Source organism: Streptomyces sp. NPDC048424, assembly GCF_040651555.1.
Lineage (GTDB): Bacteria > Actinomycetota > Actinomycetes > Streptomycetales > Streptomycetaceae > Streptomyces.
Genome location: NZ_JBEZKE010000006.1, coordinates 52,286 through 74,389, shown reverse-complemented (window position 1 = coordinate 74,389; position 22,104 = coordinate 52,286). Strand labels below are relative to the sequence as shown.

General features: G+C 73.8%; 17 protein-coding genes. 9 read left to right on the top strand and 8 right to left on the bottom strand.

What is annotated here, in order from left to right; translation table 11 throughout:
* Positions 1-92: 92 nt before the first annotated feature.
* Positions 93-1,907, top strand: a complete 1,815-nt coding sequence (locus tag AB0D29_RS10785; protein WP_362853223.1) for a GNAT family N-acetyltransferase — start codon at positions 93-95, stop codon at positions 1,905-1,907.
* 57 nt (positions 1,908-1,964) lie between these two features.
* Here the strand turns inward: AB0D29_RS10785 and AB0D29_RS10780 are convergent, their stop codons facing one another.
* Positions 1,965-3,989 (bottom strand): AMP-binding protein, encoded by a 2,025-nt coding sequence (locus AB0D29_RS10780; RefSeq protein WP_362853222.1) that lies wholly within the window; start codon positions 3,987-3,989, stop codon positions 1,965-1,967.
* Between the two features lie 139 nt (positions 3,990-4,128).
* Between AB0D29_RS10780 and AB0D29_RS10775 the strand changes: the two genes are divergently transcribed.
* Genes AB0D29_RS10775 through AB0D29_RS10765 form a run of 3 tightly spaced genes read left to right on the top strand, consistent with a single transcriptional unit; the run spans position 4,129 to position 6,979 of the window.
* Positions 4,129-6,018 (top strand): ABC transporter ATP-binding protein, encoded by a 1,890-nt coding sequence (locus tag AB0D29_RS10775; RefSeq protein WP_362853220.1) that lies wholly within the window; start codon positions 4,129-4,131, stop codon positions 6,016-6,018.
* 7 nt (positions 6,019-6,025) lie between these two features.
* Positions 6,026-6,403, top strand: a complete 378-nt coding sequence (locus tag AB0D29_RS10770) for a VOC family protein (protein WP_362853219.1) — start codon at positions 6,026-6,028, stop codon at positions 6,401-6,403.
* A 60-nt stretch (positions 6,404-6,463) separates the two neighbouring features.
* Positions 6,464-6,979: an HIT family protein gene (locus AB0D29_RS10765; RefSeq protein ID WP_362853217.1), complete on the top strand. Its 516-nt coding sequence runs from the start codon at positions 6,464-6,466 to the stop codon at positions 6,977-6,979.
* A 42-nt stretch (positions 6,980-7,021) separates the two neighbouring features.
* On the opposite strand, the gene AB0D29_RS10760 is transcribed toward AB0D29_RS10765, so the two are convergent.
* On the bottom strand, positions 7,022-7,369 hold the full coding sequence (locus tag AB0D29_RS10760) for a hypothetical protein (protein ID WP_030721652.1): 348 nt from the start codon (positions 7,367-7,369) through the stop codon (positions 7,022-7,024).
* Between the two features lie 243 nt (positions 7,370-7,612).
* Between AB0D29_RS10760 and AB0D29_RS10755 the strand changes: the two genes are divergently transcribed.
* The 3 genes from AB0D29_RS10755 to AB0D29_RS10745 all read left to right on the top strand — a co-directional run bounded on the left by AB0D29_RS10755 (position 7,613) and on the right by AB0D29_RS10745 (position 11,151).
* Entirely contained in the window at positions 7,613-8,497 is an 885-nt protein-coding gene (locus tag AB0D29_RS10755) for a sigma-70 family RNA polymerase sigma factor (protein WP_362853216.1), read from the top strand.
* A gap of 135 nt (positions 8,498-8,632) precedes the next feature.
* Positions 8,633-9,892: a hypothetical protein gene (locus AB0D29_RS10750; protein ID WP_362853214.1), complete on the top strand. Its 1,260-nt coding sequence runs from the start codon at positions 8,633-8,635 to the stop codon at positions 9,890-9,892.
* Between the two features lie 161 nt (positions 9,893-10,053).
* Complete coding sequence (locus tag AB0D29_RS10745; protein WP_362853213.1) at positions 10,054-11,151, top strand: alpha/beta hydrolase-fold protein; 1,098 nt, start codon at positions 10,054-10,056, stop codon at positions 11,149-11,151.
* Positions 11,152-11,169: 18 nt separating this feature from the next.
* Here AB0D29_RS10745 and AB0D29_RS10740 read toward each other — a convergent pair whose 3' ends face one another.
* A complete protein-coding gene (locus tag AB0D29_RS10740) occupies positions 11,170-11,880 on the bottom strand; it encodes an FCD domain-containing protein (protein WP_362853211.1) in 711 nt (236 codons plus the stop codon).
* A gap of 131 nt (positions 11,881-12,011) precedes the next feature.
* On the opposite strand from AB0D29_RS10740, the gene AB0D29_RS10735 reads away from it, so the two are divergent.
* Positions 12,012-12,536 (top strand): gluconokinase, encoded by a 525-nt coding sequence (locus tag AB0D29_RS10735; RefSeq protein ID WP_362853210.1) that lies wholly within the window; start codon positions 12,012-12,014, stop codon positions 12,534-12,536.
* Between the two features lie 114 nt (positions 12,537-12,650).
* The gene (locus AB0D29_RS10730) at positions 12,651-14,048 is read left to right on the top strand and encodes a gluconate:H+ symporter (protein ID WP_362853208.1); all 1,398 of its coding nucleotides are present in this window, start codon (positions 12,651-12,653) and stop codon (positions 14,046-14,048) included.
* On the opposite strand, the gene AB0D29_RS10725 is transcribed toward AB0D29_RS10730, so the two are convergent.
* The 5 genes from AB0D29_RS10725 to AB0D29_RS10705 form a co-directional block, all read right to left on the bottom strand.
* On the bottom strand, positions 14,034-14,996 hold the full coding sequence (locus tag AB0D29_RS10725; protein WP_362853206.1) for a hypothetical protein: 963 nt from the start codon (positions 14,994-14,996) through the stop codon (positions 14,034-14,036). The two genes, AB0D29_RS10730 and AB0D29_RS10725, sit on opposite strands and share 15 nt — an antisense overlap.
* Positions 14,997-15,187: 191 nt before the next feature.
* Positions 15,188-16,735 (bottom strand): cytochrome P450, encoded by a 1,548-nt coding sequence (locus AB0D29_RS10720; RefSeq protein WP_362853204.1) that lies wholly within the window; start codon positions 16,733-16,735, stop codon positions 15,188-15,190.
* Between the two features lie 82 nt (positions 16,736-16,817).
* Complete coding sequence (locus AB0D29_RS10715; RefSeq protein WP_362853202.1) at positions 16,818-17,336, bottom strand: protein phosphatase; 519 nt, start codon at positions 17,334-17,336, stop codon at positions 16,818-16,820.
* 52 nt (positions 17,337-17,388) lie between these two features.
* Positions 17,389-18,162, bottom strand: coding sequence for a hypothetical protein (locus AB0D29_RS10710; RefSeq protein ID WP_362853201.1), 774 nt, complete (start codon positions 18,160-18,162; stop codon positions 17,389-17,391).
* 163 nt (positions 18,163-18,325) lie between these two features.
* The gene (locus AB0D29_RS10705; RefSeq protein WP_362853199.1) at positions 18,326-21,934 is read right to left on the bottom strand and encodes a S8 family serine peptidase; all 3,609 of its coding nucleotides are present in this window, start codon (positions 21,932-21,934) and stop codon (positions 18,326-18,328) included.
* Positions 21,935-22,104: the final 170 nt, after the last annotated feature.

Sequence of the window (22,104 nt, the reverse complement as noted above, 5' to 3'; positions counted from 1 at the left end):
GAAGCCTGTCTCCGCGTGGGTGGGAAAGTATGTGTCGTGGGGAGGCCGAATCTATCGCACGGCCTTGTCGCGGACCATGGGGAGGTCAGGAAATGGTAAAGGTCAGGGCCGCGCGGGCGGCCGAGGCGGGGGCCCTGACCGCGCTGGTCATGCGGTCCAAGGCGCACTGGGGGTACGACGCCGGCTTCCTCGCCGCGTGCGCGCCGGAACTGCTGATCCGCCCCGGCGAGGTGACGGCCCGCCGGATCGTCGTGGCCGAGAACCGGCGGGGGACGGTGCTCGGGGTCGCCTCCTTGGAGGGGGCTCCCCCACGGGCCGCGTTGGGACTGCTCTTCGTCGAACCGTCGGCGATCGGCCAGGGCGTGGGGCGGCTGCTGTACCGGGACGTGCTGCGCCGGGCCGTGGAGCTGGGGGTGCGCAGGCTCGTGATCGACGCCGATCCGCACGCGGCCGGGTTCTACCGGGCGATGGGGGCGGTGGCGGTGGCCGGCCCGGCGAACGCATCGGACGCGGCGGCCCCGGCGGCTTCGGCGGCTTCGGCCCTGGTGCGGTTCGAGGCGGCTCCCGTCCCGCTCGCCGACTGGGCTCGGGCGTGGACCGGGGGCGGGCGGGCCGTGCACGTGGGCAACGTGGCGGAGTTCAACGCGCAGTTCGCCGACGCCTCACTCGACCGCGGGCAGTCGGCCGCGCACCACTACGCCTGCCTGGCCGCCTTCTACAGCCCGGACCCGGCCGCCCTGGTCCTGCCCCGGCCCGTCCCGAAGGGCTGGACCGAGCTGGTCTGCCGCCAGCTGGGCTGGTCGGAGGTCGAGGTGTACGACGGCTTGGCGGAAGGGGATCCCGGTCTGTGCGAGGCCGTACGGGCCCGGCCGGCGCTGGCCGCGCTGCTGACCGGGGCCGGGCTGCCCCTCGTACCGTGGGGGCGGACCCGGCCGTTCGGGCGGCTCGCGGGCCGGCCGTGGCGGGCCGGGGAGCTGCGCTACGAGTCGAAGTCCGCGGCGCACGCGCTGTTCGGGCGGATCCTGGCGGACGGCGGGCATCCCGGGATCGTGCTCCCCGCGCAGTGGCGGGCTGCCGGCCGGTGGGCGGCGGGCCGGCTGCTGGCGGCCCGGACCAGGGCGGGCGAGAGCACTGTTCTGAAATCGGAGCACGGTGTCGGGGGTTCGGGCACCACGGTGGTCACCCCCGATCGGGTCCGGGCCGCGGGCGGAGCGCGTGCCGTACTGCGCCGGCTGCCGCGCGGGCCGCTGCTGGTGGAGGAGTACGTGGCCGGTCCGGCGGAGGGCGAGGGGCCGCGGGATCTCACCTACGACGGGTTCGTGGACGGCACGGGCCGTGTGTACGAGGTCGGCGGAGCGGTGATGGACGTGACGGACGGCTGCTACCGGGGCGCCACGGTGGGGCCCGGAGTGGTGCCCGCGTGGGCGGAGAAACCGCTCGCCTCCTTCGGGGCGGCGGTGGGCCGGGAACTGGCGGAGTCCGGCTACCGGGGCTGGTTCGACGTGGACTTCGTCGCCGACGGCGCCGGCCGGCTCGCACCGACCGAGACGAACCTGCGGCTGACGGGACCGTCCGTCGCCTTCATGGTGGCGGCCCGGCTGGACGCGCTGCGCGGCGCGGGGCACCTCGTACGGATCGCCGACCGGGTGGAGCTCGGCGCGCGGCTGCCCGAGGCCCAGCTGGACGAGTTGTGCGCGGCCCTGGCCCGGGGCTGCGCGGAGCTCGGAGCCGTCTTCGTCCCGGCCATCCCGACGGGGGCGTTCGAACCGGCGCCCTGGCTGGGCGTGCTGGTGGCCGCGCACGACAGGGGGACGCTGGACACGGCCGAGGCCCTGGTCCGGGCCGGAGCCCGGGCGGTCGGGGCGGAGTTCAGCGCATTCAGCCGGTCCGCCCCGTCCTCCCGGTAGTCCCCTTCACCCGGCCCGCCCGACGCCCGACGCCGCGGTCGCCGGCCGCCCGATCACTCAGTCGTCGTCCTCGTCGAAGTCGAACGGATCGGCCGGTTTCGCGACGAGGTAGGCGGCGACGACCGCTCCCGCGATCATCAGGGGGATGTTGAAGGTGTAGACGAGCGCGGCCTGCCGGGGCCAGTCCTGCTTGGCCGCCAGCCGGTAGAGGTTGTCCTGCGGCCACCAGGCCAGCAGGAGGTAGGACACGGCCACGTGGGCGGCCGCGGTGATGCGGCGGCCGCGGCCCCGGCTCCGCATCCGGGCGCGGCCCCCGAAGAGGAAGAGCACCCCGAAGCCGAAGGCGGCGCACTCGAACAGGTAGAGGACGGTGAAGAGGAACGCCCAGGGCTGCGGCACCCCGGTGAGGTCGGTGGATCCCGACCAGAAGAGGTTCGTCAGGATGAAGGCGACGAAGCCCAGGCCTCCCGCGCAGCCGACCGCGCAGGAGGCCGGGAATGGTTCTCCCGCCGTGGCGGCCCCGTACTTGCCCGACGAGCTCCCGCCGCTCCTCTTCGCCACGGCGGCGGGCAGGACGGGCAGCGGCAGGGCGGCCCGGTCCTCCCGGCCGGCCCGGTTGCGGGGCAGGGCGCGCAGCCGGATCACGGTCCGCGGCGTTTCTTCCCTGGGCACCTTCCCCGACAGGTGGCCGCGCAGCTCCTCGACGTCCGGCAGCGGGGCCACGGGGGAAGAGGAACCTCCGGTGGGCGGGGCGACGTACGCGACGAGGCGGCGCGGGCCGCGCACGCTGTCGACCGCGTTCACGATCACCGAGCCGATGCCCTCGTGGCTGCGGATCGCGGACTCGATCGGGTAGGGGTCGACGGAGCGCCCGCCGGGCAGGGTGACGCGGTCCCCGAACCGGCCGCCGAACTCCAGCAGTCCGTCCTCGCGGAGCAGGCCCAGGTCGCCGGTGGGTATCGCGTCACCGGCGCCGGGCGGGGTGAGGCGGATCTGTCCGTCGCGGACCTCGACACGGCAGCCCGGGAAGGGGGTGCCGAGCAGGGAGAGCTCCTCCGGGTCGTCGAGCGGGCGGGGCAGCTGCGGCAGTTCGAACCAGGCGCCGATGCCCGCGCTCTCCGCGAGCCCGTAGACGTTGAGCACGCGCGCGCCGGGCCGGAGCAGGACCTGGAGGGCCGCCTGGTCGTCGAGGTAGAGCCGGTCTCCCGAGACGGCGAGCAGCCGCAGCGAACGGTAGGCGGTGCCCGGCCCCTCCTCCCCCCTCAGCAGGTCGAGGGCGGTGGCCGGGTCGGTGTGCAGGACGGTGACGTGCTCGCTCTCCACCGCCGCACGGATGTCCTCGGGCTTCCAGGGGGACCGCCGGGGAAGGACGAGGGTGCCGCCCGAGCACAGGGCCCGGGTCCAGCCCGCGGCGAAGGCGGTGACGTCCGTGCCGGCCGCGATCAGGTGCCGGTCCGCCGGGGTGAGCCGGGCCACTTCGGCCCAGCTGTCGTGGGCGGCGAGCAGCAGGCCGTGGCTGACGGGGACGGCGCGCGGTTCGGCCGCCCCGGTGAACAGGAGGGCGGCGCTGCGGCCTGGCGCCGGGGCCGGCGGCAGCGCGGGAGCCGGTGCGTCGGGTTGTTCCGCCGGCTGGTCCCCCCGCTGTCCGGCGATCCCGCCGGCCTCCGCGCCCAGCCGGATCACCTTCAGGCCGCTGCCGTTGTCGAGGGCGGCCCGGTGGGCGAGATGGGTGAGCAGGACGAAGGGCTCGGCCGCGGTGAGCTGGCGCTGCCCGGTGAGCGGGGTCTCGGCGTCGACGACGACGTACGTCCCGCCTGCCTTGAGGGCGGCGAGGAGGGCGACGACCAGTTCGGGTTGCCGGGCGGTGCCGACGGCGACGAGGCCGCCGGGCGGGAGGCCGGAGGCGAGCAGACGGTGCGCCAGCCTGTCGGCCTGCTCGTCCAGTTGCCCGTAGGTGAGGCTCTCGGGGCCGGAGATGAGGGCGTGGGCCCCGGGGGTGTCGCGGGCCCACTGCTCGAAGCGTTGCAGGACGGTGTCGGCGGTTCGCTTGCCGAAGCGTACGGACTCGGATCCCTGCGTCATGAACCGATGATGCCACCGGGCACCGACAGTGGACACCGAAGGCGAAAATCCTTCGTACGGGCCGGAGTTGGAACACCTGCGGGCGGTACGGCACCGAAAGCTTGACCTCAGGTTAAGTTGAGGTCCTAGCGTTCGGGTCATGGACATGGAAGTCACCGCCTGGACCTCGCTGCACAGCGCGATCAACGCCCAGCAGGACCGTCGCCCGCTCTCCCGGGCCGGCCTGCGCCGCGTCGCCGCCTTCGCCCGCCCGCACCGGCGCGGGCTCACCCTCTTCCTCCTGCTGAGCGTGGTCACCGCGCTCCTCGCCGTGGCCACACCGGTGCTCGCCAGCCGGGTCGTCACCGCCATCGTCGACGGCCGGGACGGCGCGGCGGTCACCCGGCTCGCCCTGCTGATCGCGCTGATCGCGGTCGCGGAGGCCGGGCTGGGCCTGCTGACCCGCCGGCTCTCCGCCACCCTCGGCGAGGGGCTGATCCTGGATCTGCGGACGGCGGTCTTCGACCACGTGCAGCGGATGCCGGTCGCCTTCTTCACCCGCACCCGGACGGGAGCCCTGGTCAGCCGGCTCAACAACGACGTGATCGGCGCCCAACGGGCCTTCAGCAACACCCTGTCGGGGGTGGTCGCCAACACGGTGACCCTGCTGCTGACCCTCACCGTGATGCTGAGCATCTCCTGGCAGATCACCCTGCTGGCGCTGGTGCTGCTGCCGGTGTTCGTGCTGCCGGCCCGCCGGATGGGGGCGCGGATGGCGGCGATGCAGCGGGAGGCCTCCGCGCTGAACGCCGCGATGGGCACCCAGATGACCGAGCGGTTCTCCGCCCCCGGCGCCACGCTGGTCAAGCTGTTCGGCCGGCCCGCCGACGAGTCCGCGGAGTTCGCGGCCCGGGCGGCGCGGGTGCGGGACATCGGGATCCGTACGGCGATGGCCCAGTCGGCCTTCATCACGGCGCTCACCCTGGTCTCGGCGCTGGCCCTCGCGCTCGTCTACGGGCTCGGCGGGTTCTACGCCCTGCGCGGTTCCCTGGACGCCGGTTCCGTCGTCGCCCTCGCCCTGCTCCTGACGCGGCTGTACGCCCCGCTGACCGCGCTCGCCGGCGCCCGGGTCGAGGTGATGAGCGCGATGGTGAGCTTCGAGCGGGTCTTCGAGATCCTCGACCTGAAGCCGCTCATCGCGCAGAAGCCGGACGCCCGCCGGGTGCCGGCGGGGCCGGTGACCGTGGAGTTCGACCGGGTCTCCTTCGGCTACCCCGCCGCCGACAAGGTCTCGCTCGCCTCCCTGGAGGACGTCGCCACCCTCGATACCCGGGGCGGGACGCAGGTGCTGCACGAGGTGTCCTTCCGCGCCGAGCCGGGCGAGATGATCGCTCTGGTCGGCTCGTCCGGCGCCGGCAAGTCGACGATCGCGCAGCTGCTGCCGCGGCTGTACGACGCCGACGCGGGCGCGGTGCGCCTCGGCGGGATCGACGTACGGGACCTGACGGCCGACTCGATCCGCGAGACGCTCGGCATGGTCACCCAGGACGGGCACCTGTTCCACGAGTCGGTACGGGCCAACCTGCTGCTGGCCCGGCCGGAGGCCACCGAGGAGGAGGTCTGGGAGGCCCTGCGGCGCTCGCGCCTCGACGGGCTCGTCGCCTCGCTGCCGGACGGGCTGGACACGGTGGTCGGTGAGCGCGGCTACCGGCTGTCGGGCGGGGAACGGCAGCGGCTGACCATCGCGCGCCTGCTGCTGGCCCGGCAGCGCGTGGTGATCCTCGACGAGGCCACCGCGCACCTGGACTCCACCTCGGAGGCGGCGGTGCAGGAGGCGCTGGCCGAGGCCCTGGCGGGCCGGACCGCGGTGGTGATCGCGCACCGGCTGTCGACCGTGCAGGCGGCGGACCTGATCCTCGTGGTCGAGGACGGCCGGATCGTGGAACGGGGCACGCACACCGAACTGCTGGCGGCGGGCGGCCGGTACGAGGAGCTGTACCGCACGCAGTTCGCGGTGTCGGACGGCGAGGCGCCGGTGTCGGGCGCATGATGCTGTGATGGACATCAAACTGGAACTCGTCGCCGTCCCCGTCACCGACATCGACCGGGCCAAGGCCTTCTACGAGAAGCTCGGCTTCAACGCCGACCACGACGTCACCGTCAGCGAGGACATCCGCTTCGTGCAGCTGACCCCGCCGGGGTCGGCGTGCTCGATCGCGATCGGCAAGGGGCTGACCCGGATGACCCCGGGGTCGCTGGACAACATGCAGGTCGTCGTCACCGACATCGAGGAGGCGTACGAGGACCTGCGCGGCCGGGGCGTGGAGGTGACGGAGATCCAGGACCTGCCGTGGGGCTCCTTCGTCTACTTCTCGGACCCGGACGGCAACGGCTGGGCGGTCCAGCAGACGACGCCGCGCAAGACGGCGGGCTAGACCTTGTCCGCGGAGCCGGGAGCAGGAGCGGGACCGGGACCCGGCCCCGGACCGGGAGCAGTGGCGCGCGAGGCCATGGACCTCGGGTGGTACGTCGAGCGGACTCGCACCGGGCCGTGCTTCGTCTGCGCGTTCCTCGCGGGGGACCCGGAGTACGCGCACGAGACGGTATTCGAGGACGAGCACCACGTGGCCTTCCTCGACCGGTGGCCCACGCTCCCCGGGAAGGTCCTGGTGGCGCCGAAGGCACACGTCGAGCATGCCGTCCGCGATCTGGACGCGGAGGCCTACACCCGGATCATGCTCGTGGTGCGGGAGATCGCCCTCGCGGTCGAGGAGGCCTACGCGTCCGAGCGGACCTACCTGTACTCCTTGGGCAGCCAGCAGGGGAACACCCACCTCCACTGGCACATCGCGGCGCTGCCGCCCGGAGTGCCCTACGAGCGGCAGCAGTTCCACGCCCTGATGACCGAGCACGGGGTGCTGTCGCCGTCGCCGCAGGAGGCGGCGACCGCGGCGGCGCGCCTGCGCGCGGTCATCGCCGAACGCGCCGTCCGCACACCGCCGCCGCGGTGAGGCCGCCGGGGCTCAGGGCTCCGGGGCTCAGGGCTCCGGGGCTCAGGCCTCCGCGGCGGCGTGGTGGTGGTCGAGCTCCCAGGCGTGGTGTTTGAACTCGTGGCGGAAGTCGGCGTGGTCCTCCCACTGGCGGGCGATGCCGCGCAGCACGTCCCAGTTGTGCTCGACCGACTGGTCGATGACGCGGCGCGTGGCCGGCTCGGCCGTCGCCCGCTGTTCGATGAGGCCCTTGACGGCGGACGCCTCCAGGACGGAGTTGCGCAGGGCGCGCAGCGCACGGGAGGTGTCGTCCATGCCGAAGCCGTACTCGCTGCCCGTCTCGGCGTCGAACAGCGGGGTGAGCCGTGCCTCGATGAACGCGGTGATCCGCTCGAAGTGCTGCGCTTCCATCGGGGGCTCCCTCTCCTGCCGGGCCACCACGTGTCCCCGGCGTCTCCGGTGCTTCTGCTGTCCGGCGCCATTATCCAGCAGCCGGGGCGGGAGCCGCCGCTCGCCCCGACGGGACCGGCCGGTCCCGTCGGGGCAGCACCCGGCCCCGGACCCAACTCCCCCCTCACACCGTCGTTTTCTTCATGATCTATTTTGAGGATCCGCTGTGAGGGCCGTGAGGGCTGTGAGGAAGGAAGGTGACCCGTGGACGACCGTTCCGGCTTGACCGAGCAGTTCGAAGAGCACCGATCTCATCTGAGAGCGGTGTCCTACCGGATGCTCGGCTCGCTCGCGGAGGCCGAGGACGCCGTGCAGGAGACATGGCTACGCTTCGACCGGTCCGACATCAGCGAGGTCGAGAACCTCGGCGGCTGGCTGACCACGGTCGTGTCGCGCGTGTGCCTGAACATGCTGCGCTCGCGCGAGTCCCGGCGCGAGGACTCCATCGAGGCCTATCCCACCGACCCCGTCGTCAGCCGTGAGGACACGGTCGACCCCGAGCAGGAGGCCGTACTCGCCGACTCGGTCGGACTGGCCCTGCTGGTGGTGCTCGACACCCTCGCGCCGGCCGAGCGGCTGGCGTTCGTGCTGCACGACCTGTTCGCCGTGCCCTTCGACGAGATCGCCCCGCTGATCGAAAAGACCCCGGCCGCGACCCGCCAGCTCGCGAGCCGCGCCCGCCGCCGGGTCAAGGGGGTCCCGCTCGTGTCCGAGACCGATCTCGCCCGCCAGCGCCGTGTCGTGGAGGCCTTCCTGGCCGCCACCCGTGGCGGCAGCTTCGACGCGCTGGTCTCGCTGCTCCACCCCGACGTGCTGCTCCGCGCCGACAAGGCCGTCGGCCCCACCCCCGCCCCCCTCTTCTTCACCGGCGCCGTCACGGTCGCCACGGGTGCGATGGCCGCCATGCAGCGCGCGCAGTCCACACAACCCGCCCTGGTCAACGGTGTGGTCGGCCTCGCGATGGCCCCGCTGGGACGACTGTTCCTGGTACTCCGCTTCACCGTCGAGGACGGCCTGATCACCGAGATCGACATCGTCGCGGAGCCGGAGCGCCTCGACGAGCTGGAACTCGCCGTGCTCGACGCCTGACCCGGGGGCGGGGGCGGGGTGGGGCTGCGGTTCCGAGCCCGCCCCGCCCCCGGCGCCGGCCCGGAAGCGGCCGTAGCGATTCCGTGCCGCGGCCGCCCCTTCTGGGCCGCGGCACGGCGCTCCCATACTGGCGCCGTGACCGACTACGTCAAGCACCTGCCGACCGCCGGGATACCGGAGGGCGGGGTCGTGGCGTGGGGCGTCGGCGACGCCCGGCGCTGGCTCCGCGCCCGCGTCCCGGCGGCGTTCGCTCCCGTCGCCGGAGGCCGGCTCCTCGGCGGCCTGGTCGTCCTCTCGATCGTGCTGACGGCGCTCGGCGACGCCGAGCCCACCCGCGGAGAGGACTGGCGGGGCTACGCCATGCGCGTCCTGCTGATCGCCCTGCCGTTCTGGTTCCGCTCCTTACCGGTGGCCACCCTGGTGGCCTCGCCCGTCATCGCGGTGGACGCCGCCCGCGCGCTCCCCGCCGCCACCGACGCGGCGGGCGCGCTGGGCCACGGCCTGGTCCTCGCCCTCGCCGCATGGGCGTTCACCGGGGCGCTGGCCCGGCTCCATGCCCGCCGACGCCAGCGCCAACTCGCCCTCGCCGCAGCCGGACCCGCCCGTTTCCCGCTGCCGGACCCGCTGCCCGCCGCACACCGGCGCCGCGGACTGACGGGGATCGCCATCGGCTCCGCGTGCTGCCTCGGGGCCGCCGCGGCCCTCGCCTGCGGCGCCCTCCTCGAAGGGCGCGCCTCGGGCAGCGCGCACCCGTACGACCCGTGGGCCTTGCAGATGCTCGCCCTGGTCCTCCTGCCGCCCGGTACGACCGCGCTCGGCCGGGGCCTGGCCCGCCGCCTGGCCGCGCGCCGCCTGAACGGCCGGCCGCAGCCCGCGCTCCTGGTCGGCGTACGGATCTCCCGGTCGGGACACCACTGGCTCCACCCGGACGCCGACACCCCGGCCGGCCCGCCCCTGATCGGATACCGGGCACGGGCCCGGGACATCCTGACCGGACGGCGGGTCCTCCTCTCCGGCTCGGAACGGACCCTGCGCACGGCCCACCACGACGTCGACGCCCACGCGGAACCCTTCGAGGCGGTCCTGTACGGAGCCGTGCACGAGGGGGCCGAGGTCGTCCTGGAGAGCGCCGTCTACGAGGGCGGCACCCGCCTCGTCCCGTACGTCACCGCCACCTCGCTGCTCCCGCGCCGCCGGCACGGGCTGCGCGGCTGGAAGCCGGCCGGGCGCTCGTACCGCGAGGCCGTCCGGGAGGCGGCGCGCCTGGCCGAGGAGAGAAGGCGCGAACGGGAGCGGGAGCGCGCGGAGTCGAAGAGATCGGACTCCACGACGGGTGGCTGCGGCGGAGGCTGCGGTGGGGGATGTGGCGGGTGCGGCGGATGCGGCTGCGGCTGACTCTCCCTGCGGGCTCCTGCGCGACAGGACGATCTTGCGGGCGCGCGGACATTCAGTGGAACGTTTCTGCTCCGGAGCCTCTCTAGCCTGGTGCGCACCGGTTGGCGGTGCTCTGGACCGGTGCGTCCAGATCGAGACGTCGTAGAGGGTTCCGCTGTTCCATGGGTCTGACAAGTAGTGCGCTCCTGCTGTGTGTCGTGCTCGGCACGGCACTGACGTTCGCGGCCACGGTGTGGCTCTGGCCCCGGCTGGCCCGTGGGAGCCGGTCACGGGTGGCGGGGCGCGCGGGACTGCTCGTCCTCGTGCAGGTGTTCCTGTTCGCGTCGGTCGCGCTCGCGGCCAACCGCAGCCTGCTGATCTACGGTTCCTGGGCGGACCTGGCCGGGCGGGCGCGCCAGGAGGCCGTGCGCCCGGGGGTGGCCGTGGAGGTGCTGGGACGCCAGGCTCCGGGCGTGCCCGGTGGTGGGAATCCACTGGTGAGCGGTGTGATCGAGAAGGTGAACCTGCACGGCGAGCGCTCCGGGAGAGCCGGCCAGGCCTACGTGTACCTGCCGCCCGAGTACTTCCAGAAGGGCAACGAGCAGCGGAAGTTCCCCGCGGCCGTGGTCCTGACGGGTTACCCGGGCACGGCGGAGAACCTGCTGAAGGGGCTGCGGTACCCGAAGACGGCCTGGACCCTCGCCAAGGAGAAGAAGGCGCAGCCGATGATCCTGGTGATGATGCGGCCCACCGTCTCGGCCGAGAACACCCAGTGCGTCGACGTCCGGGGCGGCGGCCCGCAGAGCGAGACCTTCTTCGGTGCGGACGTCACCAAGGCCGTGTCGAGCACGTACCGCGTCGGCGGCTCGGCGCGGAACTGGGGCATCATCGGCGACTCCACCGGCGGCTACTGCGCCCTGAAGATGACGGTGCAGCATCCGGAGACCTACGCGGCCGGGGTGGGCCTCTCGGCGGACTACAAGCCGGAGATCGACCAGGACTCCGGCGATCTCTTCCACGGCGACAAGGACGAGGAGAAACGATCCGACCTGCTGTGGCACCTCGCCAACCGGCCGCAGGCCGCGTCCTCGTTCCTCGTGACGACCTCCCTGCAGGGTGAGGCGAACTACAAGCCGACCCAGCAGTTCATCAAGGCCGTGAAGGATCCGGCCCGCGTCTCGTCGATCACGCTCGACCGCGGAGGACACAGCTTCAACACGTGGAACCGTGAGATTCCCCCGGCCCTGGAGTGGATGGGCGGGCGACTCAGCGCCGAGTGAGCGGACCCGCCGGGCCCCCTAGGGGGCCAGTACGTCCAGTTCCTCCAGCGCGCCCACCGCGATCTGCCGGGTCAGTGCCTCGGCGCGGGCCGCGTCTCCCTCCCGTACCGCCTCGGCCACCTGGACGTGGAGGGTGACGGCCGCCGGGTCGGGGTCGTGGAACATCACCGCGTGTTCGGTGCGTCCGGTCAGGACCTCCGCGACCACGTCCCCGAGCCGGGCGAACATCTCGTTGCCGGAGGCGTTCAGCACGACGCGGTGGAACGCGATGTCGTGGTGCAGGTAGCCCTCGAGCTGGTGGCCCCGCGAGGTGCGGACCATCCCGAGGGCCGCTTCCGTGAGTTCGGCGCACTGCTCGGGGGTGGCCAGGGTCGCGGCGAGCCCCGCCGCGACCGGCTCGATCGCCGAGCGCAGCACCGTGAGGGAACGCAGCTGCCGGGGCCGGTCGGTGCCCGCCAGCCGCCAGCGGATCACGCGCGGGTCGTAGACGTTCCACTGGTCGGTGGGGCGGACCGTGACGCCGACCCGGCGGCGGGATTCGACCAGGTGCATGGACTCCAGGACGCGGACGACCTCCCGTACCACCGTGCGGGAGGCGTCGAAGCGTTGGGCGATCTCGTCCGTGCGCAGGACGCTGCCCGGCGGGTACTCCCCCGCCGTGATCGCGAGGCCGAGGGTGTCCAGCACGTGGGAGTGGAGCCCCTGCCCAGGACTGCCTTCGGTGGTCATGGCGTAAGCGTACGGTCACACCCCCGTCGGCCAAAGATGCGATGTATGCCACTCCACTCTTGAATAAGTACTACTTAATGCGCTTCAGTGGTGCCGCACGAACCGATGTCGACGAGGACAGCGAGGTAGGCGTGAGCACCCAGCGCGTCATTGTGGTGATGGGCGTGGCCGGCACGGGCAAGACGACCGTGGGCCGACTGCTCGCGACGGCGCTCGGCCTTCCGTACGCGGAGGGCGATGCGTTCCACCCGGCGGCGAACGTCGCCAAGATGTCGGCCGGCACCCCCCTGGACGACGCGGACCGGTGGCCGTGGCTCGACGCCATCGGCCAGTGGATCCGCAACTGCGCCGGCTTGCGCGGCGGCGTGGTCGCCGCCTCCTCCCTCAAGCGCGCCTACCGCGACCGGCTGCGGACCGCGGCCCCCGGAGCGGTGTTCGTCCACCTCACCGGGGAACGCCCGCTGATCGAGGAGCGGATGGCGGCCCGCAAGGGCCACTTCATGCCCACCACCCTGCTGGACTCGCAGTTCGCCACCCTGGAGCCGCTCCAGGACGACGAAGCGGGCGTCGTCGTCGAGGTGTCCGGGTCCCCCGAAGAGATCACCGAACGTGCCCTGGCAGCCCTGGCAGCCCTGCGCCGGCTCGAAACGGCCTGACGCGGCCTGACACGACCTGCCACGGCCTGCCACGGCCTGCCACGGCCTGCCACGGCACAGCCGGACAGCGCACATCCGAGAACCACTCACCGGAACGAAGGAAGAAACGTCACCGTGACCAGTCTCAGCGTCGAGACACTGGCAGCGGCCGGCACCGGTCCGATCACCTCGGCCGGGAACACCCAGCTGGGCATCGCCGTCCTCGCGGGCATCGCCGTCATCGTCCTGCTCATCACCCGCCTCAAGCTGCACGCCTTCCTCGCCCTCACGGTCGGCTCGCTGGCCCTCGGGGTCTTCGCGGGCGCGCCGTTGGCCAAGACCATCGCCAGTTTCACCGCCGGACTCGGCGCCACGGTCGCGGGCGTCGGCGTACTGATCGCCCTCGGCGCGATCCTCGGCCGGCTGTTGGCGGACTCGGGCGGCGCGGACGAGATCGTGGACACGATCCTCGCCCGCGCCAAGGGCCGGGCCATGCCCTGGGCGATGGTGCTGATCGCCTCGGTGATCGGGCTGCCGCTCTTCTTCGAGGTCGGCATCGTGCTGCTGATCCCGGTGGTACTGCTGGTGGCCAAGCGGGGGAACTACTCCCTGATGCGGATCGGCATCCCGGCGCTGGCCGGCCTCTCCGTGATGCACGGGCTGATACCGCCGCACCCCGGACCCCTCGTCGCCATCGACGCGTTGCACGCGAACCTGGGGGTCACGCTCGCGCTGGGTGTGGTCGTCGCGATCCCGACCGTGATCATCGCCGGACCGCTCTTCTCGCGGTACGCGGCGCGTTGGGTGGACATACCGGCGCCGGAGCGCATGATCACGGAGCGCCCCTCGGCCGACCTGGAGCACCGCCCGCGGTTCGGGGCAACGGTCTTCACCGTGCTGCTGCCGGTGGCCCTGATGCTGGTCAAGGCCCTGGTCGACATCGTGGTCAACGACCCCGCCAACCCGGTGCAGCGCGTGACCGACGTCGCGGGCTCCCCGCTGATCGCGCTGCTCGCCGCCGTACTGGTGGGCATGTTCACCCTCGGCCGGGCGGCCGGCTTCACCAAGGGGCAGCTGTCGGCCACGGTGGAGAAGTCCCTCGGCCCGATCGCGGGCATCCTGCTGATCGTGGGCGCCGGCGGCGGCTTCAAGCAGACCCTCATCGACGTGGGCGTGGGCCAGATGATCCTCGACCTGTCGAAGGGCTGGGCCATCCCGACCCTGCTCCTGGCCTGGCTCATCGCCGTGGCCATCCGCCTGGCGACGGGTTCGGCGACGGTGGCCACCATCTCGGCGGCCGGCCTCGTGGCCCCGCTCGCGGCCGGCATGTCCACCACGGAGACCGCTCTGCTGGTCCTCGCCATCGGGTCGGGCTCGCTGTTCTTCAGCCACGTCAACGACGCCGGCTTCTGGATGGTCAAGGAGTACTTCGGGATGACCGTCGGGCAGACCATCAAGACCTGGTCGGTGATGGAGACGATCATCTCGGTGGTGGGCCTGGGCTTCGTCCTGCTGCTGTCACTGGTGGTGTAGCCGCACGGGGAGCCGGCCCTGCAGTTGGGCGGCGGCGAGCGCGAGGCCGTCCGCCGCCCTCTCGCAACGGGCCGCGAGGTTCGCGACTTCGGCGCGCAGGGCCTCGGTCTGCGGACCGTGCCAGTCCGGCGAGGCGGCGGCCGCGCTCAGCCGGGCCGCGTGCGTGCGCAGGGCGGCGGCGTGGCCGCGCAGGTCTCCGGCCGGCGGTCGCGGCGCCGGCCGCGGCGGCCGGGCCGTGACCCGGCGCCGGGCCGGGCCGCGGGCGGGCGTGCGCCCCGCCGGGGGCCGTTCGGGCAGGCCCTGGCCACGGTCGCAGAGCGCCCAGAAGGCGGCGCCGAGCCCCAGCAGCGGTTCGGCGGTCTCGGCCCGGCCGGTGGCGACCTGCCAGCCGGCGTGGTCGTTGAAGGGGTTGGCGTCGGTCAGCGCCTTCCAGGCGAGGATGTCGGCGAAGGACGGGGCCAGCAGGGCGAAGGCGTGCTCGGCGCCCTGGTCGCGCATGATCGTGCGGAACAGGCGGACGGCCTCCGCCTGCCGGCCCGCCCCGACGGCCCGCAGGACCGCCGCCGCGCCCGGATCGTCCAGGAGTTCGGGGCGGCCCGCGCTCGCGGCCCGGATCCGGGCCTTGAGTCCGCAGACGGCGATGCTGATGGCGAGGCTCTCCCGGCTCACCAGGATGCCGGCGAGCCGGCCGGCCCGGGCCACGCCCCGGCCGCGCGGGGCCCAGCCGAGGCCCGCCGGGTCGGTCAGCGTACGGAGCAGGGTGCGCCAGCCCCGCCGGGCGCTGCCGCGGGCGAGGGCGGCCGCGGGCAGGCGGGCGCCGAGGGCCAGGCCGGAGGCGTGGCGGGCGGCCTCGCCGACCGCGTCGGCGGCCTCGGCAAGGGCGCGGCACGGGGCGTCGAGCAGGTCGACGTCCGGGTCGGTGGACGCGGAGGTCGCGGCGTCGGGCATGGGATCCTCGTGGGGGTTCGGCAGGCTTCGGCACGTGCGGCGGGCTTCCGCCGGTTCGGTGAACCGGCGGCAACTTCGGTCAGCGGGCGGCAGGTTCGGCGAGCTGGCGGGACGGGCGGGGCGCGCGGCGAGCGGGGTCGGGCAGCGGCGGCAGCGGCGGCGGAAGCAGCCGCGGCGACGGGTGCGCGCCGTCAGCGTCGGGCGAGGGTGAGCCGGATGCCGCGCGGGTCGAGCGCCGTGGGCAGCGGTCCCACCGGGTCCAGGACCGGCCGGGTGGACCGGATCCGATGGCTCCGCAGCACCTCGGCGCAGAGCGCGGCCGTGATCATCAGGCCGAGCTGGTCGCCCGGGCAGCGGCCGCCGCCATGGCTGAAGGGCGCCATCCGGATGTCCTGGTCCGCGCGCGGGTTCTTCCACCGGCCCGGCACGAACACGTGCGCCGCCGGTACCCGTTCGGGGTCGCGCTGGTGGAACGCGGCCGGCAGCAGCACCGAGGTGCCGGCCGGGTAGCGCACGCCCCGCCATTCGGTCTCGGCCCGGGTGACGCGGATCAGGTCGGGCACCACCGGGTACAGCCGCAGGGACTCCCGTACGCAGGCCCGCAGCCGGGGCAGTTCGCCCCGGCCCGGGCCGGCGGCGCTCTCGGCGGTCGCCTCCGCCGCGGCCGCGTCCTGCTCCGCGGGGTGCGCTCCGAGCAGCAGCAGGGTGCGCAGCAGTGTGTCGGGGACGGCGCCCATGGCCAGCAGCCAGTGCTCGGCCTCGGCGACGGGGTCCAGGGTGCCGGTGGGGTCGTCGTGGCGGGCGGCCCGCCCGACGAGGGTGCCGCCGTCGGCGTGGCGGGCGTACTCCTGGATGCGGGCGTGGGCCTTGTCCCGCACCGAGCGGGTGGTGCGGGCGGTGCGCACCCGGCCGCCGCGCAGCCCCTTGCCCTCGGCGCGCAGTTGGGTGAGCCAGCCGGCGAGCTCCTCGTCCGCGGCCGCCGCGTCGCCGAGCACGATCCGCCGGGCGGCCCGGTTCACGGCGTGCCGGGCGCGGGCCAGGTCGAGGGTGCCGGTGGCGGTCAGGTGCCGGGCCTCTTCGGCGACGGCCGCCAGGAAGGGCTCGCAGGAGGGGTGCACGGGCAGGCCCGCGCCCAGTACCTCGGCGCTGACCTGCCGCCGTTCGGTGCGCAGTTCGGCGCGGGAGCAGCCGGTCCCGGCGGGCTCCGCCGCCTCCATGCCCCGGCACTTCTCCGGCGGGTCGGCCGCGAGGACGCTGACGGGTTCCTCGTAGAAGCGGCGCAGGTCCTGCGGGTCGAGGAGGACGAGGACCGTCCGGCCGGAGCGGGTGCGTACGAGGGCGGGGGCGTCGCCGTGCCGGGCGCGCAGGGCGCGCAGCGCGGCGGCGGAGGCCCGCACCGCGCCCGGGCTGCGGCGCGGGCCCGTGGGGGCGAGGCCGTGCAGGAGGGAGCGGAGGACGCCGAGGGCGACGGGGGCGGCGGCCGGATGCCGAAACGATTCTTTTACGGATGTCCGCCGGTCGGCGGTTTCCGCGCCGAGCCCCTTCCCGGCCGGCCCCCGGTCCGCGGGCGGGGTCCCGCCCCGGGGCGACCGACCGACGCGCTCGGTGCGGCGGCGGGCGGGCGCCGCGGTGACCCGGACGGTGCCCGGAGCCGAGCGGACCGGCAGCCCGGTCCGCTCGGCGAGGGCCCGAACCCGGGCCCTGAGCCCGTCCAGGGCGACCCCTTGGACCGTACGCATCCGTGTACCTCCGCAGCCGGACCGACAACGGTCGGTGACGTCGGCATCACCGTACGTCCCGCCTGCGCACTCCGCGCCCCGACTACGCCAGGGGGTCCAGCCCGACGAGCAGCGCCGCGGCGTCGAGTCCGGCGGTGAGGTAGGAGGTGAAGGTCTCGTTGTGCAGGGCCCACGGGGAGCGGCGGCGCCGTACGAGCGCGATGGCCTCGGCGGGTGCCAGGCCCCGGTCGACGAGGCACTGGGCGACGACGAGGCCGGACCGGTTGTAACCCGAGTGGCAGCGGACCAGTGTGGTGAGGCCGCTGTCGAGGGCGAGTCCTGCGGTGCGCGCGAGGCGCTGGACGGTGCGGAGCTGGTCCGCGGTGAGTTCGGCGTCGGGCATCTGCGCCACGACGTGCTCGGCGCGCGGGCCGGGGCCGTGCCCGGTGCGGGTGAAGAGGCTGATGACGAGGTCGAACTCGTCGGCCACCACGGCGGGCCGCAGCTCCCCCGCCGGGTCGGTCCAGTAGTGCCCGCCCATCCACAGACCTGGCGCGATCTCGTCCCACGGGGTGGGCGGTGGCCCGGGCACGTCGCGGTCGCGCGGGCGGGTCTTCTTCATGTGGCCGGGACCTCCTGGTGGGGCGGCACCCAGCATCGCATACAACAGGCCGTCACCTGGGCGGAGTTGGGGCGAACACGGCCTCGCGGAAGCTGGTGCGCAGCGGGCTGCTGCCACCGGTCGGGAGGAGGACCGCCCAGCGGCCGTGGCGCGGGGAGACCCACAGCGCGGGGCCGCCGTCCTGCGGGGCGTGGTGGGCCCAGACGCCGTGCGGGGCGGGGTGCCAGAGGAGGCCGCGGGCGGGGGTGAGTTCGCCGGTGCGGATGCGGAGGGACTCGCTGGTCCAGGCGCGGGTGATGCCGCGGGCGGTGTCCGGGGGGCCGCCGGTGTCCGCCGGCGCGAGGAGGCGGCGCAGGAAGCGGACGAGGTCGGCGAGGGGCGCGCGGAGGGTGCCGTCGGCGAACCGGGTCCCGGCCATGTCGAGGGGGTGCCAGACCCGGGTGGCCGCGAGGTCGGCGAGGGAGCTGCCGCAGACGTGTTCGGCGAGGCGGGTGAGGAGGGCGGTCCCCCCGGGGCGGGTGAGCAGGTGGTGCGCGGTGGTCCCGGCGGGGGCGCCGGCGGAGGCCTCGTCCCCGTAGGCGGTGAGCGGGGTGTGCAGGTGGATCGCGCCCTCGTCGACGAGGGTCCCCACGACCGGCCAGAGCGCGAGGACGGCGGTGAGCCCGCCGACGTCGAAGCCCGTGCCCCGGCCGTTCCCGGTGTCCGCGCCCGCGGAGTCGGACCCCGCGTGGGCGCCCTCGGCGCCGCCGACGGCCCAGACCGCCCCGGGATCGGCGGACTCGACGAGAGCCCGGATGTCGTCTGCCTGGTCGCTCAGGAGCGTCATGGTCCCTCACGTTATCGAGCCCGGCCCGGCCTCCCGGCACGTCGTGGCGCATTAGCGTCTCCCGCCACCCGAATGGGGCGGGGGACGCGAAAGGGCGGGGGACGCGAAGGGGCGGGGGACGCGAAGGGGCGGGGCGCCCGTGAGCGCCCCGCCCCTCAGCGCGTCAGCCCTTGTCGGGGCGGTCGGTCACGCGCAGGGAGTTCAGCAGGGGCTTGCCGAATCCGTTGTGCGTGACGAAGCGGATGTTGAGGACGCCGTCCGTGACCGTGACCGTGTACTGACGGGTCAGGGCCTTGTACGTGCCCGCCTCCAGGGAGATGTCCAGGGAGGGCAGGACCTGGTTGCCTTCGGCCAGGACGTCGAAGACGCGCTTGTTCGGCTTGGTGGAGGAGAGCTCCGCGAAGCCCAGCTCCACCGTGTAGGTGCCGTTCGGCACGTTGTCGAAGCGGTACTCGTACATGCCCTCACGGGCGTTGCGGAAGAGCCGCTGCTCGTCCGTGCCCGCGATCGTGCGGCTGGTGGACTCGACCGAGCCGTTGCCCTGGTAGCCGTACGAGCCTGTCGTGTACTTCCGGTCCGGGGACCAGGCGTCGCCCAGGCTGTCCGTGCTCGCGCCGGTGGAGCCCGCGTCCAGGGCGACCTGGTAGCGCGGGACGACGGCCTTGACGGGGACGGTGAGGACCGGGGTCCGGCCGCTCGCCGAGGTGATCTTCACGTCCGCGGTGAGGACCGTCCCGGGGGTGAGCCCGGTCGTGTCCACCGACAGGGCGAGCGGGATCTTCCCGCCCGTCGGGAGGTCGCCGCCGGCCGGGGTGGCCGTCAGCCAGGCCGCGTCCTCGGAGACCGTGAACGCGGTGCCGAGGCCCGGGTTCGTCAGGTCCAGGGTCCGCGTGCGCTTCTGGTTCGCCGGGAGCACGATCTCCACGGACGGCTTGGACGCCGTCACCTTGCCGGTGCGCAGGGACTGCGTCACCGCCGTGACGTCGGCGGCCTTGACGTTCACCGTCGCCGTGGCGGACTCGTACTGGGGCGCCGCCAGCGAGACGGGGAGCGAGCCCGACGGGCTCTGGACGACGTATCCGCCGTCCGCCGCGGTGGTCGCCGACACCGCCGTGTCGCCGGTGCCGACGGTGACCGTGGCGCCCGCGACGCCGTTGCCGTCGTTGGCGTCGAGCACCCGGCCCGCCACCACACCGCTCTTGGTGGTCCGGAAGGCGATGGACAGGCCGTCCGTGATGACCGCGGTGTTGAAGGAGTACTTGAAGGCGTCGGTGCCGGCCGCGTTCTCGACGCCGACCGTGGCCGTGGAGCCGCCCTTGATGCCGGTGCCGCCGGTCCCCTTGTAGGAGTAGGAGACGGTGCCGTCCTCGCCGATCGACGCCGAGAAGGAGAACTTGTCGGCCTGCGCGGACCAGTGGGACACCTGGCGCCACTCGATCACGTAACTGCGGTGCGGGGCGGTGCCGGTGACGGCGGTGAAGACGCCCGAGCCGCTGCCCGCGGCGCCGACGACCAGGTCGTCCCAGAACGGGTACAGGGCCGCGTTGGGCGTGGCCGTGCTCGGGAGGTCCCCGTTGATGTCACCGGTGTTGTTGCCGCCGAAGCTGACCGTGCCGTTCGTGCCGATCCAGGCCTGGCCGTACGTCTTGCCGTACAGCGGCAGCGGGAACGGCAGGTCGACGCGCTCGGTGGTGTTGTCGCCGGTCAGCGCGAGCTGCCGGCTCCCCTCGGCGTACGGGCGGTCGCCGGCCGTGGCGCAGGCGTAGCCGTACCCGTCGGTGCGCTCGGGGAGGTTCACCGCGACGGTGGCGTCGCCGGCGACGGTGACCTTCGCGGTGCCGCCGGTGAGGCAGCGCGAGGCGTGGGTGGCGCTCACGTCGTACGTGCCGTGCGGCAGGGTGACCTCGAAGCGGCCCTGCGCGTCGGCGGTCGCGGTCACCGGGGTGTCCGCGATGGCGACGGAGGCGCCGGCGGCGGGTCCCGCGGCCGAGGAGACGGTGCCGGTGAGCTTGCCGGAGGGTGCCTGGGTGAGGGTGAAGTCGCCGGTGGCGGTGGCGTTCTCGGTCACCGTGGCCGACGCGGTCTGCTGCCCGTAGCCGAACTTGGCGGCGGTCAGCGTGTAGTCGCCCGCGGAGAGGGACGGGAAGGCGTAGCTGCCGTCGGCGGCCGTGGTCGCGGTGCGGTCGATCGGGCCGTCGGCCGTGATCTTCACGCCCGCGAGCGGCTGGTCACCGGAGCGGACGACGCCGCCGAGGGCGCCGATCGCCCCGCGCGGGGCGGCGTTCACGGCGGCGAGGACGTCGAGCTTGCCCTCGCCGAAGACGTTGTTGTCGGCGGGCGTGCCGCCGCACTGGCTGCTGTCGGTGTCCTGGGCGGTGCCGTCCAGGAGCGATTCGGTCTGCGCGACGTCACCTTCGAGGGCGGGCGCGGCGGACCAGAGCAGGGCCACGGCGGCCGCGGTGTGCGGGGAGGCCATGGAGGTGCCGGAGAAGGCCTCGTATCCGCCGCCGGGTACGGAGGAGCGGACGTTCACGCCGGGGGCGGCGATGTTCGGCTTGATGATGCCGCCGGGGCCCGCGCCGCGCGAGGAGAAGGACGCGATCGCGTTGTTGATGTCGAAGGCGCCGGAGCTGTAGGAGCTCGCGTAGTCACCCGGGGAGCCGCTGGTGGAGCAGCCGGGGCCGGCGTTGCCGTTGGAGAAGGCCGGGAAGATCCCGGCGGCCCGCCAGGTGTTGACGATCTCCTGGTACCAGGTGTCGCCGCCCGAGCCGCCCCAGGAGTTGTTGACGATGTGCGGGGCGAGGTCGGGCCGGGGGTTCTGACCGTTCAGGTCGGTCGGAGCCACGATCCACTGGCCGGAGGCGAGCAGGGAGGCCTCGGAGCAGGAGTTGGACTCGCAGCCCTTGGCGGCGATCCACTTGGCTCCGGGGGCGACACCGATCTTGTTGGCGCCGCCGTCGTCGCCGACCATGGTGCCCATCGTGTGGGTGCCGTGGTCGTTGTTGTCGCAGGGGGCCGCGGTGGAGCAGACGCCCGCAGGGTCGAACCAGTTGTAGGCGTGGTCGTACGAACCGTCCGCCTTCTTGCCGCGGTACTGGTTGTTCACGGCCGGGTGCGTGTAGTCGACGCCGCTGTCGATGTTGGCGACGACGATGCCCTCGCCGCGGACACCGAGCTGGTCCCAGACCTGCGGGGCCTTGATCCGGTCGATGTTCCACTCGACGGCGTCGGCGGCGGCCTTCTCCCGCTTGCCCTCGGCGGGCTTGGGGAGCTCGACCTTGTCGTCGGCGTCGATCCGGGCGACCTCGGGACGCTGCGCCAGGGCCCCGGCGAGCTTCTCGCTGCCGACGACGCGGACGGCGTTCACGATCCAGTACGAGGTGTACTCGGCCTGGGCGCCTTCCAGGGCCTTGACGATCCCGGCCTGGCTGCGCGCGGCATGGTCCCTCTTGGTCCGCAGAACCGTTTCGGCCTTGGCGGCGCGGGTCTGCTGCTTCCCCGCGGCGGTCAGGTCGGCGGCACTGTCGAGGTACACCCAGAAGACGGCCTTGGCCGAGCCGTCGAGCTGGGCGCGGAGCTTGGGTTCGATCTTGCGCTCGGCCGCGCTCGGCGCGTCGGGACCGGGGTCCTGCGACGCCGCGGCGACGCCCGCGCCGAGCGGGAGGAGCAGGACCGAGGTGAGGGCGGCGAGCGCCGCGCGTAAGGACCGTGCGGGCCTTGTCGACCTTGTGGGCCTTAAGGCTCGTGAGGACCGGTTGTCGCGTTGGGCCACGTGTTGTCTCCTCGTACGCCGTGTGCGGGTTGTGCGGGAAGGGTGCGCGTGACGTGCGCGGGTCATGGTGAAGGAGAGGTCATGTGCATTACAAGAGGGCCTATTGAGCCGGATCGAGCCATCCCCCGGCCTCGGACAACGCCCTCCCGGTGGCCCTTCCCGGCCTCGCG

What these genes read in the sequence shown, in the direction of transcription:
- AB0D29_RS10725 (WP_362853206.1), bottom strand. Translation starts at nt 14,996, where the DNA reads ATGCCCGACGCCGCGACCTCCGCGTCCACCGACCCGGACGTCGACCTG.
- AB0D29_RS10770 (WP_362853219.1), top strand. Translation starts at nt 6,026, where the DNA reads ATGGACATCAAACTGGAACTCGTCGCCGTCCCCGTCACCGACATCGAC.
- AB0D29_RS10740 (WP_362853211.1), bottom strand. Translation starts at nt 11,880, where the DNA reads ATGACCACCGAAGGCAGTCCTGGGCAGGGGCTCCACTCCCACGTGCTG.
- AB0D29_RS10715 (WP_362853202.1), bottom strand. Translation starts at nt 17,336, where the DNA reads ATGAAGAAGACCCGCCCGCGCGACCGCGACGTGCCCGGGCCACCGCCC.
- AB0D29_RS10785 (WP_362853223.1), top strand. Translation starts at nt 93, where the DNA reads ATGGTAAAGGTCAGGGCCGCGCGGGCGGCCGAGGCGGGGGCCCTGACC.
- AB0D29_RS10720 (WP_362853204.1), bottom strand. Translation starts at nt 16,735, where the DNA reads ATGCGTACGGTCCAAGGGGTCGCCCTGGACGGGCTCAGGGCCCGGGTT.
- AB0D29_RS10760 (WP_030721652.1), bottom strand. Translation starts at nt 7,369, where the DNA reads ATGGAAGCGCAGCACTTCGAGCGGATCACCGCGTTCATCGAGGCACGG.
- AB0D29_RS10780 (WP_362853222.1), bottom strand. Translation starts at nt 3,989, where the DNA reads ATGACGCAGGGATCCGAGTCCGTACGCTTCGGCAAGCGAACCGCCGAC.
- AB0D29_RS10710 (WP_362853201.1), bottom strand. Translation starts at nt 18,162, where the DNA reads ATGACGCTCCTGAGCGACCAGGCAGACGACATCCGGGCTCTCGTCGAG.
- AB0D29_RS10745 (WP_362853213.1), top strand. Translation starts at nt 10,054, where the DNA reads ATGGGTCTGACAAGTAGTGCGCTCCTGCTGTGTGTCGTGCTCGGCACG.
- AB0D29_RS10775 (WP_362853220.1), top strand. Translation starts at nt 4,129, where the DNA reads ATGGACATGGAAGTCACCGCCTGGACCTCGCTGCACAGCGCGATCAAC.